Origin of the sequence: uncultured Anaerovibrio sp. (assembly GCF_947302755.1) — a bacterium.
Lineage (GTDB): Bacteria > Bacillota > Negativicutes > Selenomonadales > Selenomonadaceae > Anaerovibrio.
In genome coordinates, this window is the sequence record NZ_CAMYWM010000059.1 from 1 (window position 1) to 14,584 (window position 14,584).

19 protein-coding genes are annotated in these 14,584 nt (G+C 48.6%); all 19 read left to right on the plus strand.

Annotated elements, in window-relative coordinates; all coding sequences use genetic code 11:
- The first annotated feature begins 98 nt into the window (after positions 1-98).
- On the plus strand, positions 99-1,478 hold the full coding sequence (locus Q0Y54_RS07160) for an NCS2 family permease (RefSeq protein WP_297965757.1): 1,380 nt from the start codon (positions 99-101) through the stop codon (positions 1,476-1,478).
- A gap of 192 nt (positions 1,479-1,670) precedes the next feature.
- Positions 1,671-1,982: a 50S ribosomal protein L21 gene (rplU, locus tag Q0Y54_RS07165; RefSeq protein ID WP_295917310.1), complete on the plus strand. Its 312-nt coding sequence runs from the start codon at positions 1,671-1,673 to the stop codon at positions 1,980-1,982.
- 64 nt (positions 1,983-2,046) lie between these two features.
- Positions 2,047-2,460, plus strand: coding sequence for a ribosomal-processing cysteine protease Prp (locus Q0Y54_RS07170; RefSeq protein ID WP_297965760.1), 414 nt, complete (start codon positions 2,047-2,049; stop codon positions 2,458-2,460).
- A gap of 5 nt (positions 2,461-2,465) precedes the next feature.
- Positions 2,466-2,759, plus strand: coding sequence for a 50S ribosomal protein L27 (gene rpmA / locus Q0Y54_RS07175; RefSeq protein ID WP_085024373.1), 294 nt, complete (start codon positions 2,466-2,468; stop codon positions 2,757-2,759).
- Between the two features lie 291 nt (positions 2,760-3,050).
- On the plus strand, positions 3,051-4,340 hold the full coding sequence (obgE, locus tag Q0Y54_RS07180; protein WP_297965761.1) for a GTPase ObgE: 1,290 nt from the start codon (positions 3,051-3,053) through the stop codon (positions 4,338-4,340).
- 14 nt (positions 4,341-4,354) lie between these two features.
- Positions 4,355-4,660, plus strand: coding sequence for a ribosome assembly RNA-binding protein YhbY (gene yhbY / locus Q0Y54_RS07185; protein WP_297965763.1), 306 nt, complete (start codon positions 4,355-4,357; stop codon positions 4,658-4,660).
- 111 nt (positions 4,661-4,771) lie between these two features.
- On the plus strand, positions 4,772-5,896 hold the full coding sequence (gene proB, locus Q0Y54_RS07190; protein WP_297965765.1) for a glutamate 5-kinase: 1,125 nt from the start codon (positions 4,772-4,774) through the stop codon (positions 5,894-5,896).
- Positions 5,897-5,919: 23 nt separating this feature from the next.
- On the plus strand, positions 5,920-7,173 hold the full coding sequence (locus Q0Y54_RS07195) for a glutamate-5-semialdehyde dehydrogenase (RefSeq protein ID WP_297965767.1): 1,254 nt from the start codon (positions 5,920-5,922) through the stop codon (positions 7,171-7,173).
- Positions 7,170-7,319 carry a hypothetical protein gene (locus tag Q0Y54_RS07200; RefSeq protein ID WP_297965769.1) on the plus strand — a complete coding sequence of 50 codons (150 nt, stop codon included), beginning with the start codon at positions 7,170-7,172 and terminating at the stop codon, positions 7,317-7,319. The genes Q0Y54_RS07195 and Q0Y54_RS07200 overlap by 4 nt, the downstream gene beginning before the upstream one ends.
- Positions 7,320-7,325: 6 nt before the next feature.
- Positions 7,326-7,943: a nicotinate-nucleotide adenylyltransferase gene (gene nadD / locus Q0Y54_RS07205; protein ID WP_297965788.1), complete on the plus strand. Its 618-nt coding sequence runs from the start codon at positions 7,326-7,328 to the stop codon at positions 7,941-7,943.
- Positions 7,944-8,009: 66 nt separating this feature from the next.
- Entirely contained in the window at positions 8,010-8,582 is a 573-nt protein-coding gene (yqeK, locus tag Q0Y54_RS07210; RefSeq protein WP_297965791.1) for a bis(5'-nucleosyl)-tetraphosphatase (symmetrical) YqeK, read from the plus strand.
- A gap of 9 nt (positions 8,583-8,591) precedes the next feature.
- Positions 8,592-9,602 carry an LCP family protein gene (locus Q0Y54_RS07215; protein ID WP_297965771.1) on the plus strand — a complete coding sequence of 337 codons (1,011 nt, stop codon included), beginning with the start codon at positions 8,592-8,594 and terminating at the stop codon, positions 9,600-9,602.
- 22 nt (positions 9,603-9,624) lie between these two features.
- Positions 9,625-9,975, plus strand: a complete 351-nt coding sequence (gene rsfS, locus Q0Y54_RS07220) for a ribosome silencing factor (protein ID WP_297965773.1) — start codon at positions 9,625-9,627, stop codon at positions 9,973-9,975.
- A 1-nt stretch (position 9,976) separates the two neighbouring features.
- Entirely contained in the window at positions 9,977-10,849 is an 873-nt protein-coding gene (locus Q0Y54_RS07225; protein WP_297965775.1) for a S1 RNA-binding domain-containing protein, read from the plus strand.
- Positions 10,850-11,000: 151 nt separating this feature from the next.
- Positions 11,001-11,930, plus strand: a complete 930-nt coding sequence (locus Q0Y54_RS07230; RefSeq protein ID WP_297965777.1) for a chemotaxis protein — start codon at positions 11,001-11,003, stop codon at positions 11,928-11,930.
- A 298-nt stretch (positions 11,931-12,228) separates the two neighbouring features.
- Complete coding sequence (gene thiW / locus Q0Y54_RS07235) at positions 12,229-12,843, plus strand: energy coupling factor transporter S component ThiW (RefSeq protein WP_297965779.1); 615 nt, start codon at positions 12,229-12,231, stop codon at positions 12,841-12,843.
- The gene (gene thiM, locus Q0Y54_RS07240; RefSeq protein ID WP_297965781.1) at positions 12,743-13,573 is read left to right on the plus strand and encodes a hydroxyethylthiazole kinase; all 831 of its coding nucleotides are present in this window, start codon (positions 12,743-12,745) and stop codon (positions 13,571-13,573) included. The genes thiW and thiM overlap by 101 nt, the downstream gene beginning before the upstream one ends.
- 310 nt (positions 13,574-13,883) lie before the next feature.
- Entirely contained in the window at positions 13,884-14,324 is a 441-nt protein-coding gene (gene rplM / locus Q0Y54_RS07245; protein ID WP_297965783.1) for a 50S ribosomal protein L13, read from the plus strand.
- Positions 14,325-14,348: 24 nt separating this feature from the next.
- On the plus strand, positions 14,349-14,584 hold a 236-nt coding region (rpsI, locus tag Q0Y54_RS07250; protein ID WP_297965785.1), incomplete at its 3' end, for a 30S ribosomal protein S9.

The following is a 14,584-nucleotide window of genomic DNA, read 5'->3' on the forward strand; positions in this document are numbered from 1 at the left end:
ATCCGAAGGATGCAGAAGAGCTTTAGATTTCGTTGTAAGGGCGTAGTGCGAAATATGATTTTGCACGGAGCTCAGTATTATACTTAGGAGGATGAAAAATGAGTGAAACTCTCGAGAAGCTGTTTCATTTAAGGGAACATGGTACCACGGTCCGCACGGAGCTGGTGGCTGGCCTTACTACCTTTATGACAATGGCTTACATCTTGGCTGTAAATCCTGGCATTTTGTCCACTACAGGTATGGATGCCGGTGCTGTGTTTGTGGCAACAGCTATTGGTTCTGCTATTGGTACTATCTTAATGGCAGTCCTTGCCAACTATCCCTTTGCCCTGGCCCCAGGTATGGGCTTAAATGCCTTCTTTGCATTTACTGTGTGCGGTGCTATGGGCTATCCCTGGCAGGTGGCATTGGCCGCAGTTTTTATTGAGGGTATTATCTTTCTTATTCTTTCTTTAACAAATGTGAGAGAGGCAATTTTTAACTGTGTACCAACCAACCTGAAGCTGGGTGTTACGGCTGGTATTGGCTTGTTCATCGCCTTCATCGGTATGCAGAGTGCCAAGCTGGTTGTGGACAGTGCCACCTTGGTTACTATTTATCCCTTTAAATCCTCACTGGCTGACGGCAGCTTCTATACCACCGGAATGGGGGCTGTACTGGCCCTGGTGGGTATTTTGATTATTGCGGTATTTATTCATAAAAGAATTCCTGGAGATATTCTTTGGGGAATTCTCGTAACCTGGATTTTGGGTATTATCTGTGAGGTTACCGGTCTCTACATTCCAAATCCTGAGCTGGGTATGTTCTCTACTATTCCGGATTTTTCCAGGGGAATAAGTATTCCTGACCTTTCGCCAACCCTGATGCAGGTGGATTTCTCCGGTATTTGGAGCTTTAATTTCCTGACAGTAATTTTGGCCTTTATGTTCGTAGACCTGTTTGATACCATCGGCACTCTTATCGGGGTTGCCTCCAAGGCGGATCTTTTGGACGAAAACGGTCGTCTGCCAAAGATTAAGGGAGCCCTGTTGGCTGATTCCCTGGCTACCTCCGTGGGTGCTGTTTTGGGTACCTCCACTGTTTCCACCTACGTTGAAAGCTCGGCTGGTGTCAGTGCCGGTGGACGTACCGGACTTACAGCCTGGACTGTGGCCGTTCTCTTCGTTTTGAGTCTGTTTATGGCCCCCTTGTTCCTGACTATTCCGGCCTTTGCAACGGCCCCTGCCCTGATTGTGGTGGGCTTTCTGATGGTCAGCAGCCTTACCAAGGTGGACTTCACCAATATTACTGAGGCCTTCCCGGCGTATATTTCCACTGTAACCATGGTATTTATGTATTCCATTTCTGAGGGTATTGCCATGGGCTTCATTTCCTATGTGGTAATTAATGTTCTTTCCGGTGAGTTCAGAAAGAAATCCATAAGTCCATTTATGTATGTGCTGGCATTTATCTTCGTATTGAAGTATATTTTCGTTTAATCAGATATTAAATAGCATGGAATTTTTTAAGGTTTTCATGCTATTTTTTTATTGACTAAGAATATGCTTTATGGTAGTATATTTAAACGTAAGCGCAATAGGTATGCGCTTTCCCAAACCGCACAGTGAGGTTCTTAAAACAGCGTTGGCTGTACCGTAATTGGCGAGTAAATTATAGGGAGGTGTAAATGAATGTACGCAATTATCAAGACTGGTGGCAAGCAGTATAAGGTTGCTGAGGGCGATGTTATTACTGTTGAGAAGCTTGAGGCTGCTGAGGGCGAGGCTGTTACCTTTGATCAGGTTCTGACTGTTGTAAAGGATAACGAGGTCGTTGTAGGCAAGCCAGTTGTTGAGGGTGCGAAGGTTACTGCCAAGGTAGAGGCTCAGGGCAAGGACAAGAAGATTTTGGTCTTCAAGTACAAGGCTAAGTCCAACTACCGCAAGCGTCAGGGCCATCGTCAGCCATTTACCAAGGTTGTTATCGAGAAGATCGAGGCCTAATCGTAAGCAATGACTTTTAGTTCTGTTGGTCGTTGTATGGTATTTATTGTTGTTGGTATTTCCTATGAGACGAGACAGACAGAGGGTGGATGGTGGAATAAATATCACCGTTTACCGTAATAAAGAGGGAAGAATATACGGCTACACCGTTTCCGGTCACTATGGCCAGCGGGGCAGCAGTATTGTGTGTGCCGGTGTTTCCGCCTTGGCACAGACTACTTTAAAGGGCTTGGGTGAGCACTTCATGCGGCTTCATAATCTATCCGAGAAGGATCTGGATAGGTTATCTGCTTATATTAATTATAGGGTTGCGCCAGGTGACTTACAGGTAAGGCTTACTACTGACCTCGATGATATAACTGATGCACTATTGGAGACAATGCTTATCGGACTTTATGACATCCATGATGAAGGAAGCCGAGAGAATGATCTCACCCCTGTGCACATTTTAGAGATTCAACAGGATCAGGAGGTGTAATGTTAATGTTCACTTTTGATTTACAGCTTTTCGCACATAAGAAGGGTGTGTCCAGCACCCGTAATGGCCGTGACTCTGAGGCAAAGCGCCTTGGTGTCAAGGAACAGGCTGGCACCGTTGTAACTGCAGGCAGTATTCTGGTTCGTCAGCGTGGAACCCATTTCCACCCAGGTACCAACGTTGGTATTGGTAAGGACGATACTTTATTTGCTAAGATTGATGGCCGTGTAGCCTTCGAGCGCAAGGGTCGTTATAACCGTCAGGTTAGCGTTTATGCAGTGGAAGAAGCTGCTATGTAATCAGTAGAAAATACCTGCGTCTTTACATAGACGCAGGTATATTTTATTATTTATGGTATTAGCAGGATGAAAGCATAGAGGCTTTCATCAGCCATTACACGAAATCTAAAGCTCATCTCCGGCTTTTGGGTTTGAGTCACTAAGATTTCACAGTTAAAAGAGTAATGTATAAAAAGCTGGCATTGGATACAATACCAGCTTTTTATACATCACTTGAATTTGACCTAATGACCTGCCGGAGACAGACAGCTTCCCCAAGGGGAGGGCTTGCAGATAATACAGGAGGAGCTTATGCAGTTTATAGATAGAACCACAATCAAGGTTATTGCCGGTAACGGCGGTAACGGGAAGTCAGCCTTTCGCCGGGAAAAATTTGTGGCCAAGGGTGGGCCATCCGGCGGTGATGGAGGCCGTGGTGCCGATATTGTATTTGTTGTAGATAATAATATGAATACTCTGCTGGATTTCCGTTATCACAGGAAATTCCAGGGCAAAAATGGTGAAAATGGGGATATTAAGAACCAGTACGGCCATAATGCACCGCCATGCATTGTGAAGGTGCCCCAGGGTACTTTGGTTAAGGATGCTGATACTGGAGAAATTTTGGCAGATCTTACGGAAATCGGTCAGGAGGCAGTAATCGCCAAGGGGGGCCGTGGGGGACGGGGCAACGCCAAGTTTGCCAACAGTGCCAACCGGGCCCCTACCTTTGCCGAATTAGGTGAGCCGGGGGAAAGCCGGAACCTTATATTGGAATTGAAGCTGCTGGCTGATGTGGGCCTTGTGGGCTATCCCAGTGTGGGGAAGTCCAGTCTGGTGGCAGCGGTTTCGGCTGCCCGGCCTGAGATTGCCGAGTATCATTTTACCACTATCACCCCTGTCCTTGGGGTGGTGAATGTGGGGGATATTGACGATGAACGTACCTTTGTAATGGCCGATATTCCAGGTCTTATTGATGGCGCCTCGGAGGGAGTGGGCCTTGGCCACGATTTTCTCCGTCATGTGGAACGCACCAAGGTTATTATCCATATAGTGGATGCCTCCGGCGTGGAGGGCCGTGACCCGGTGGAGGATTATTACAAGATAAATAAGGAGCTTAAGATATATAGCGAGAAAATTGCCAGACGCCCACAGATATTGGCGGCCAATAAAATGGATTTGCCCGGGGCCCAGGCAAATTTTGAGCGGCTGAAGGAGCTGGCGGAGAAGGAGGGCATAGAAATTTTCCCTATTTCCGCGGCTACCCATCAGGGCACCCGGGAGCTTATTCAGCGGGTGGCCCAGGTGCTGGATGAATACGTGGAGGAGCCGGATGTGGAAGAGGGCGTAAAGGTATACGACGCCCAGGAGGAGGACCCGGACAAGGTAACCATCACCCGCAATGATGCCGGGGACTTTATCGTTAGCAGCAAGTCCCTGAACAAGCTGGTGGCCATGACCAATTTTGGCAATGATGAGGCCATCAGACGGTTCCAGTATATCTGGCGCATAAAGGGTATTGACAAGAAGCTTATTGAGCGGGGAATCAAGGAAGGCAATACCGTAAGAATTGGCGACATGGAATTTGAATATCGTGATTAAGGAGTAAATATTATATGATAAAAAATACATTGACCGGCAAGCAGAAGCGGTTTTTGCGCTCTATGGGCATGACCATGGAGCCGGTGGTGATGATTGGCAAGGAGGGGGTAAGCCCTACGGTGGTTCAGTCAGCAGCTGAGGCCATCAAGAAGCGGGAGCTGGTAAAGGTCCGGGTTTTGCAGAATTGTATGGAGGATGCCGAGTCAGCCATAACCATGCTGGCGGAGCGCACCAATGCGGATTTGGTTCAGATAATTGGTCATAATGGCCTCTTGTTCAGGCGCAATTTTGATTCGCCAAGGATTGAGCTGCCTAAATGATATGGCTGCAATAAAGGAGCCCATATTTTGATGGAGAGCCTGGGCTATGGCGAATAATTCCCGGGCTGTGGTAAGGATGACGCCTGTGTATTTTGAGAAGGGGTTTAGGTTATGGAGACGCGTGAGCATATAAAAAATGCCGGCCGCATAGTGGTAAAGGTGGGGACCAGTACCCTGCTGTATGGCAATGGTAAGCTAAACTTATATAGAATAGAGCAGCTGGTTCGCGAGCTGGCGGATTTGTCCAGTCAGGGCAAGGAGGTTATTTTGGTATCCTCCGGGGCCATTGGGGCCGGTGTGGTTCGTATGGGCCTTGGTGAGCGTCCCTCAGGGGTAAAGGAAAAGCAGGCCTTGGCGGCCGTCGGTCAGGGGATGCTTATGCATATCTACGATAAGCTCTTTGCCGAATATGGCCAGGTAGCCGGTCAGGTGCTGCTCACCAGGGATAATTATGTACAGCACAAGCAGTACAATAACTCCCGGAATACTCTTTTAACCATGCTGAAGATGGGTGTTATACCGGTTATCAACGAGAATGACGCGGTGGCGGTGGATGAGGTAAAAATCGGCGACAATGATAATCTGTCGGCCATGGTGGCGGCCCTGGTGGATGCCGATTTGCTGATAATCCTGTCGGATATTGACGGCGTCTATACAGGTAATCCCGCCAAGGATCCGTCGGCTACCCTTATCGAGGAAATAAGGGAAATAACCCCCCATATTGAGCAGATTGCCGGTGGTGCCGGGTCGAGTATGGGTACAGGGGGCATGTCCACCAAGATTGAGGCAGCCAAAATTGCCACGGCCTCCGGGGTGACCATGTGTATCGCCTCCGGTGGGGAAAAGGGCATAATTCGCCGGATTATTGACGGGGAACAGGTGGGAACGGTATTTCCGCCTAAGGAGGCCCATTTGAAGGCCAGAAAGAGCTGGCTGGCCTTTGGCAAGCGCATCAGCGGTGACCTGGTGGTGGACGGAGGCTGTGTAAGGGCCCTCAGGTCAGGCTCCAGCCTGCTGGCCGCCGGTATCCGGCAGTCGGCCGGGGATTATGCTCCAGGTGATACGGTGCGGGTTTTGACTGAGGATTATCAGGAGATTGCCCGGGGTGTGGTGAATTTCCGCCATGAGGATATTGAGCTGATCAAGGGCATGAAAACCGATGAATTCAGGAAGCTGCTTCCAAGCAATGACCGTGATGAGGTTATACACCGGGATAATATGGTTTTGATGATTTGACAATGGGTAGGGGAGGTAATGGTATGAATTTACAGGAAATTATGGTATCAAAGGCGGAGGCCGCCATGAGGGCCGCCGATGCCATGGCAATGGTGTCAACGGATACCAAAAATAAAGCCCTGCTGGCTATGGCCGATATGCTGGAGAAGCAGGGGAAGGTCATTATCGCAGCCAATCAGAAGGATATGGCTATGGCTGAGGATAAGGGCGTGAAAAAATCATATCTGGACCGGCTGCTCCTGACTGATGAGCGGATTGCGGGAATGGCTGATGGCCTGCGTCAGGCCGCCGCCCTGCCTGATCCTGTGGGGGAGGGGGATTATTCCACCATTCGCCCCAACGGCCTGGAAATCCGTCGGGTACGGGTGCCCCTGGGGGTGGTGGGCATGATTTACGAGGCCCGTCCCAATGTTACCTCCGATGCGGCCGGTCTTTGCCTGAAATCCGGTAATGCCGTTATTCTTCGGGGCGGTTCAGAGGCCATTAACTCCAATATTGCCATTATAGAGCTGCTTCAGAAGGCCGCCTATGGAGCGGGAATTCCGGAGGGGGCCATTCAGTTTGTGGACGTGGTGGACCGGGAAGCGGTTAATATAATGCTCAGACTCAACAAGTATCTGGATGTAATTATTCCCCGGGGGGGCGCAGGACTTATTAAAACCGTGGTGGAAAATAGTACAGTACCGGTTATTGAAACCGGCACTGGAGTGTGTCATACTTATGTGGATAAGAGTGCCGACCTTGATATGGCAATTAACATTGCGGTAAATGCCAAGACCAGCCGTCCATCGGTATGCAATGCCATGGAGACCCTGCTGGTGCACCGGGATATAGCCAGGGACTTCCTGCCTAAATTGGCCAGGGCCATGAAGGCTCACAATACGGAATTGCGGGGCTGTGCCGAGACCTTGGACGTTTTGCCTGATGTGGTCCCTGCCCGGGAGGAGGACTGGAGCACCGAATATGGTGATTTAATTTTGTCGGTGAAGGTGGTGGCTGATGTCAATGAGGCCATTGAGCATATTAACCGGTATAATACAGGTCATTCGGAGACCATAGTCACCGAAAGCCTGACTAATTCCCGGCTGTTCCAGCGTCGGGTTAACGCTTCCTCCGTTTACGTAAATGCCTCCACCCGGTTTACCGACGGCTGTGAATTCGGCTTTGGGGCGGAAATCGGCATCAGTACCCAGAAGCTTCACGCCCGGGGTCCAATGGGATTGGTGGCCCTGACCAGTACCAAGTACCTTATTAACGGGGATGGACAAATCCGTTGATTAAATTGGTGGGGGGCTATGTAAAAACCATGGCCCAATATTGGGCTACAAAAAAAGGACGGCATGACATATTGGATTATGGCCGGGGAATTGCTATAATAGTTATTGTTTGTATCGTAGCAATTTATCTGGTTAGTTTGTTCTAGGAGCGTATTATGGGTAAAAAAAAGCGTGTAGGTATCTTGGGTGGTACCTTTGACCCGATTCATGTAGGCCATTTGATGACGGCTGAAGCCGTTCGTGACGAGTATAATTTGGATAAGGTTATTTTTATACCGGCGGCTATGCCTCCCCATAAGCAGCAGCAGCATGTGACCATGGCCAAGCACCGGTATGTTATGACTGTGCTGGCCACCTGCTCCAACCCCAATTTTGAGGTATCGGATATCGAAATGAACCGTTCCGGTCCCTCCTATACGATAGATACCATTTCCCAGCTTATAACCCAGTATGGCAAGGGAACGGAATTTTATTTTATCACCGGGGCAGATGCTATCCAGGAAATTCACACCTGGGACCGTATAGATGAGCTGCTGGGAATGTGTCATTTCATCGGCGCCTCCCGTCAGGGCTGTGTGCCTGATGTAAATCAGATCAAGGAATCCTTCGGTGAGCTGGGACAGCGGAAAATTCACCGCCTGGAAACACCGGAGCTGGAGATATCCTCCACGGATATAAGAAATCGTATAAAAAAGGGTTATTCCATAAAATATATTGTGCCATCCTGTGTGGAGCAGTATATTTACAAGGAGGGCCTATATAAAGGATAAAGACCGGCAAAGGGGGATATCGTCTTACGGTGTCCTCTTTGTGATATGAATGGGTATGGCATTGATATGACTTATGATGAGATGAAGGATAAGCTGCAATCGCGGCTAAAGGACAGCCGATTTATTCACTCGGTAGGGGTGGCTGAGTCAGCAGTGTATCTGGCAAAGCGGTTTGACGTAGATGTAAATAAGGCAAAAATTGCCGGGCTGCTCCATGACTGCGCCCGGCAGTATACCAATGAGCAGCTGATAGCTGAGGCGGATAAGCGGGGGATTGCCTACGGCGAGGTGGAGCAAGCCATGCCCCTGCTGTTACATGGCTATGTAGGGGCCCAGCTTATCAGGGAAGAATACGATGTGGATGATGGTGAAATTGCCCAGGCCATTTATCGCCATACGGTGGGCGGGGCCAATATGACCGATTTGGACAAGATTATTTATTTTGCCGATATGATTGAACCGGCCAGGGATTATCCGGCAGTGGACTATCTGAGGGAGCTTGCCCGCAGGGAGAGCCTGGATGAAATGGTTTTGGCCGGACTGTCCCGGTCCATTGAGTTTGTGCTGAAGAAAAATCATTTGATTCATCCGGATACGGTTCTTGCCAGAAATGAGATTTTGTTAAAGCTCGGGAAATGAGTATGAGTTATGAGGAAAAAGCCCTATAGCGAAACAAGAGAACGAATAAAAAGAAAAAAAGCCATAAAACGGCGTCAGCGGAATTTGAAGATAGGCCGTATATTTATGACCATGGTGATTATCATGGTGGTACTGACCGGTGTAGGCTGGCTGTCCATGCAGATATATCAGTGGGGCAGTCAACGGCTGGCGGTGTACATGGAAATATACGACGGCTACAAGCAGCGCAAGGAGTTGCGGGCGGCCAGCTACGACCCCAGATTTAATGGCTATACCAATATTCTGGTTCTGGGCCTGGACCCGGGCAAGGAGGATGTGGGCCAATCCACGGATGCCGTTATCCTGATGAGCTTCAAGCATGATACGGGTCAGGTCAGATTAATTACCATTCCGCGATATACCAGGGTAAATATTCAGGGCCGCAATCAGCCTGAGCCCCTGAACAACGCCTATTATTATGGGGGAATACCCCTTATGGAGCAGACGGTATCAAAAAATTGGGGCGTAACAATCCATGATTACGTGGCCATTGATACAGACGGGCTGGCAGCCATTGTGGATGTAATGGGCGGCATTGATCTATATGTGGATGATGATTTGAATTATGAGGATCCCCTGGGGGAGCTCTACATTCATATTCCCAAGGGAATACAGCATATGGATGGGGATATGGCCCAGAAATATCTCAGATTTGCCAGTGATGATTTGGGGGCCTACGGCCGGAGCATGCGGCAGCAGAAATTCCTGAAGGCGTTGATTAATAAGCTGATGGAGCCGGACAGCCTGGCCAAGCTTCCTGCCCTGGTGGAGGTTTGTGACAAGCGGGTTAAATCAAGTATTGAGGCCTTTGATTCGGGGCACATTGCCAGTCTGCTGACGAGGATGCAGGGCACCACGCCGGAATTGAAGGTTTTGCCCGGTGAATTACAGAAGGATGGCAGCTGGGTATACAATCAGGAAAAAACCGCTGCCCTGATGGATGAGCTTTTTCCGCCGGAACAACCCGAACAGGAAGAATAAATAGTACAGGGAGGAATTGATTTTGTACAAAACTTCATTAGAATTAGCCAATGCAATCGCAAAGGCTGCCGATGACAAAAAGGCCCGGGATGTGGTGCTGATGAACATGACGGGACTGAGTCCGGCAACGGATTACTTTGTTGTATGCTCCGCCAACAGCACCACCCAGGTTAAGGCTATTTCTGATAATATTGAGGAGCAGCTTCACGAGGCAGGTCACGATATGCTGCACCGTGAGGGCTATAGGGAGGCTGAGTGGGTTCTGCTGGATTATGGCGATTGTGTAGCCCACATTTTCCTTCAGGACAGCCGTGAATATTATTCTCTGGAAAGCCTTTGGGGCGATGCAGAGCTGACAGTATATGAGGGCTGATATGGAACGGGAAAAACCGCGCAAAAAATACGGGCCAAGTACCGTTGTAACCCTTAGGGCCGTCCGTGAATCGGAAATGGGCCTGTTCCTGGATGCCGAGACGGGCAATACCAATGATGATATTCTTCTTCATAAGACTCAGCAGACCTCAGAGGTAAAGGTGGGGGACGAGGTAAAGGTTTTCCTGTACCTGGACCCCAAGCACCGGCTGACCGCCAGTATGCGGGTGCCTAAAATGCGGGAGGGACAGATTGCCAGATTGAAGGTAATTAACGTGTCCAAGGATGGCGCCTTCCTGGATGTGGGGGCTGAGCGGGGGATATTTATGCCCTTTGCCGGTATGCGGGGCAATCTCCAGGTAGGTGAGGTGGTATGGGCCAAGCTGTACACCGATAAATCAGGCCGTCTGGCGGTGACCATGAAGGTAGAGGATGAAATACGCCGGGCCTCAGTCAGGGCCGATAAGGGGGTACACAAGGGGCAGAAAATATCCGGTTCCATATATAACATTACCGACAGTGGCATATTTATGCTGACCACGGAACGCTACATTGCCTTTATTCCGCATCAGGAGGCTCCCTACCGTCCGCGGGTGGGGGAGGAAATTACCGCCAGGGTTATTTATATCCGTCCCGATGGACGATTGAATGCTTCCATGCGGGAGCCCAAGGAACGGGCCATGACCTCTGATGCAGACAGGCTGCTGATGTTCCTTCAGTGCCATGATGGAAAAATGCCCTATTCGGATGCCAGCTCACCGGAGCTCATTAAAGGAAAATTTAACATCAGCAAGGCCGCCTTTAAACGGGCATTGGGCCACCTAATGCGGGATGGTCTGGTGGAGGAGCGGGACGGCTGGACCTATTTAAAATAAATATTTTTGTTTGTTAGCAGGAATTAGTTTATTAATAACGAATAATAAGATATATGATAAGTCTGTACATTGAAATGACTGTTTTTAGGCTTAAGATGTGATTGTTTCCCGCAGTAGTCCATGGGAAAATTGATATTATGGGGGCGATTGAATGGCAGAGGAAAAGAAGGGTATTCTGTTAGAGACTGGTACTAACGAGTTTGAGATTGTTGAGTTTAATATTGGTGCGGTTAATTATGGTATTAACGTAGCAAAGGTGCGTGAGGTTATTACCCGCACGCCTGTTACGGAGATGCCCCAGGCCCATCCCTATGTGGATGGTCTGTTTACACTTCGCGGCAAGGCTATACCGCTGGTTAATCTTCCAAGATGCCTCAATGTTCAGACCGGTGAGGAACCAAAGAACATCATTGTTACGGAAATTAATAACTACAACATTGGTTTCCTTGTAGACAGCGTTTCACGTATTCATCGTATTTCCTGGAAGAATATGGAGCCTTCCCCGGAGGTTGGCGATCAGTCCCGGGTAGTGGGTATTATCAAGATGGAAGGGAAGATTATTCTTCTGCTGGATTTCGAGACTATTATTGCTGAAATCAATCCGGAGATTAACCAGAAGCTGACCACCTTTGAGGATGCCACCGTTGACGTGAAGGCAAAAAGAAATAATGTTCATGTGGTATGTGCCGAGGATTCGCCACTTCTCCGTGAGCTGCTGGTATCCACCCTCCACGAGTCCGGCTACCGGTATGTTCGTGACTTCAACAATGGTGCCGATGCCTGGAAGTATTTGTCTGACGGTATCGACAAGGATGCACCTATCGAGGATCAGGTTCGGGTTATTATATCTGATATTGAGATGCCTCAGATGGATGGTCATCGTCTGCTGAAGCTGGTACGTGAGGATCAGCGTTATGCCAATATTCCGTTTATCCTGTTCTCCTCCCTCATCAGTGAGGAAATGCGCCGCAAGGGCAAGCAGCTGGGTGCTAATGGACAGATCAGCAAGCCGGAGATCAATCAGCTGATTGGTCTCATTGATGAATTGGTGTTCAATGCCAAGAAGGAAGAAGAAGAATAAAATAAAGCCAAATGACTCCCGCCTCCGTTGCGGGAGTTTTTATTTGACAAATTAGTCAGATGAATTTAAACTAAAGATGTTACAAATGGAGGAAATCGTAGGGGAGCGCCTTTGATTTCTGTAACAAACAGTCGTATAGCGAGGGAGCCCGTGTTCCGGGTTGAGAGGAAGCCAGTTAGCTTCGACCGCCTGCCTCGGCAGTTTTTAGCTGTATGTCTGTCCTTTTGTGTATAAAAAAGTACTTCACTGACTACAGCTATTAACCTGGGGAATTTAGCTAAGGGAGTGAAGTTTTTTTATGTCAAACCATCAGAAAATTTTGAGGATGGTCTTTATGGCCATGATGATTGGTATTGGTGTGGTTATTTCACCAATACTGCGTATTGAGGGAATGTGTCCCATGGCCCACCTTATTAATATCGTGTGTGCCGTTATGCTGGGCCCCCTGGAGGCCTTTACCTGTGCCTTCATTATAGGCATCATCAGAATGGTAGTAATGGGTATTCCCCCCTTGGCCCTGACCGGAGCCATATTTGGGGCAACTCTGTCCGGCCTTTTGTATAGAATGACCAGGGGAAAGCTTATCGGCGCCGTCCTGGGTGAGGTTATTGGAACGGGTATTATAGGTGCCATTGTATCCTATCCGGTAATGGCCTTTTTGGTGGGCCGCTCGGGATTGACCTGGATGTTCTATGTGCCATCCTTTATTATGGGAACGCTCATCGGCGGATCCATTGCCTTTATATTCCTTACTGCATTGAAACGAAATAATACTTTGACGGAAATTCAAAAGAAGCTGGGAGCCAGAACCTATGATAACACACAAGCTTGCTCAGGAGCTGCTGGAAATGAGGCAGTCTGTGAGGAAATCCAGTCCACTGATACATTGTATCACCAATCCCATATCCATTAATGATTGTGCCAATATGATATTGGCCCTGGGCAGCCGGCCCATTATGGCCGAGCATCCCGAGGAAGTGGAGGAAATAACTGCCATGGCCAATGCCCTATGCCTAAATCTGGGCTCCATAACAAGGGACAGGCTGCTGGCTATGGGAATATCAGCCACTGTGGCCCGAGACCAGGGAATTCCCGTTATTATTGATTTGGTTGGGGCAGCCTGCAGTACTATGCGGAAAAATTTTCTCCGGGAATTTATCGATAAGATCAAGCCCAATGTGTTAAAGGGAAATATCACGGAAATTCTTTCCACCTGTGGCATAGAGTGTCATAGCTCCGGGGTGGAGGCCAACAGGAGCCAGCTCATAGATGAACACAATGTAGGGGACTATGCCAAAATTTTAGTCCCCTGGGCCAAAGCCCATTCCGCGGTGCTGCTGGTCAGCGGCCCCATAGATTTTATTACCGATGGGGAGGCCTCCTATATGGTACACAACGGTGTGCCCATGCTGGGAAATATTACCGGTACAGGATGTATGCTCAACGCCATGACGGCCGCCCTGCTTCCGGGGGGCAAGCCTATGACGGCTGCCCTCCTGGCCACCATCCTCCTGGGCATTGCCGGGGAAAAGGCAGCAAGGTCCAGTGACGGACCGGGAACCTTTCATATGAAGCTTTTTGATGAGGTGTTCAATTTGGGGGATGGGGATATTATTGCCATGGGAAAATGCGTAAAACTTTAGCACCTGTGAGCATCGGATAAATCTCCCACTGAATAAGTCTCATTTAAAAAGTGGTTGAAATGATATTCCATATAGTGTATTATATTTGGGCATGAGTTATTTTATTCACATAGTGCGGTGGATAACAGATCAGGGATTTGCCCCGGCTTCTTATCAGGTCGGCAAGAAAATCCTTGACTTCCTATGTAAATTTGAGTAAAATAGTTCAAGTGAGGCTTTGTAGAGCCGCTTCCATTAGCCCCGGAGGCCAACTGCACTTCACAACCCAAATTAGAAAATAAAATTAAAATTTATGGGAGGGATATATCGCATGAAGACAACGTTTATGGCAAATGCTCAGAACGTAGAGCGTAAATGGTATGTTGTAGACGCTGAAGGTCAGACTGTAGGTAGATTAGCTGCTGAAGTTGCAAAAGTTCTTCGCGGTAAACATAAACCAACCTTCACCCCACATGTTGATTGTGGTGATTTCGTTATCGTTATCAATGCAGAGAAGGTTGTATTCACTGGTAAGAAATTAACTGATAAGATTTATTTCCGTCATTCCGGTTACACTGGTGGAACTACCTTTACCCCAGCCGGTCAGATGATGGAGAAGTTCCCAACCCGCGTTGTTGAGAAGGCCATCCGTGGCATGCTTCCACACAACCGTCTTGGTGAGCAGATGTATAGAAAGCTGAATGTATATGCCGGTTCCGAGCATCCTCATGCTGCACAGAAGCCTGAAGAGCTCAAGCTGAACATTCGCTAATACTTGGAAGGAGGAACATTTAAAATGGCATTAGCTAGCTACTACGGCACAGGCCGCAGAAAGTCTTCCATTGCAAGAGTTCGTCTTGTTCCAGGTGAAGGCAAGGTAACCATTAACGGTCGCGCAATGGATGAGTATTTTGGTCTCAAGACTCTTGAGCTGATCGTAAGACAGCCTCTGGAGCTGACTGAGACTGTTGATAAGTATGATGTAATCGCTGATGTAAAGGGCGGCGGTGCTTCCGGTCAGGCAGGCGCTAT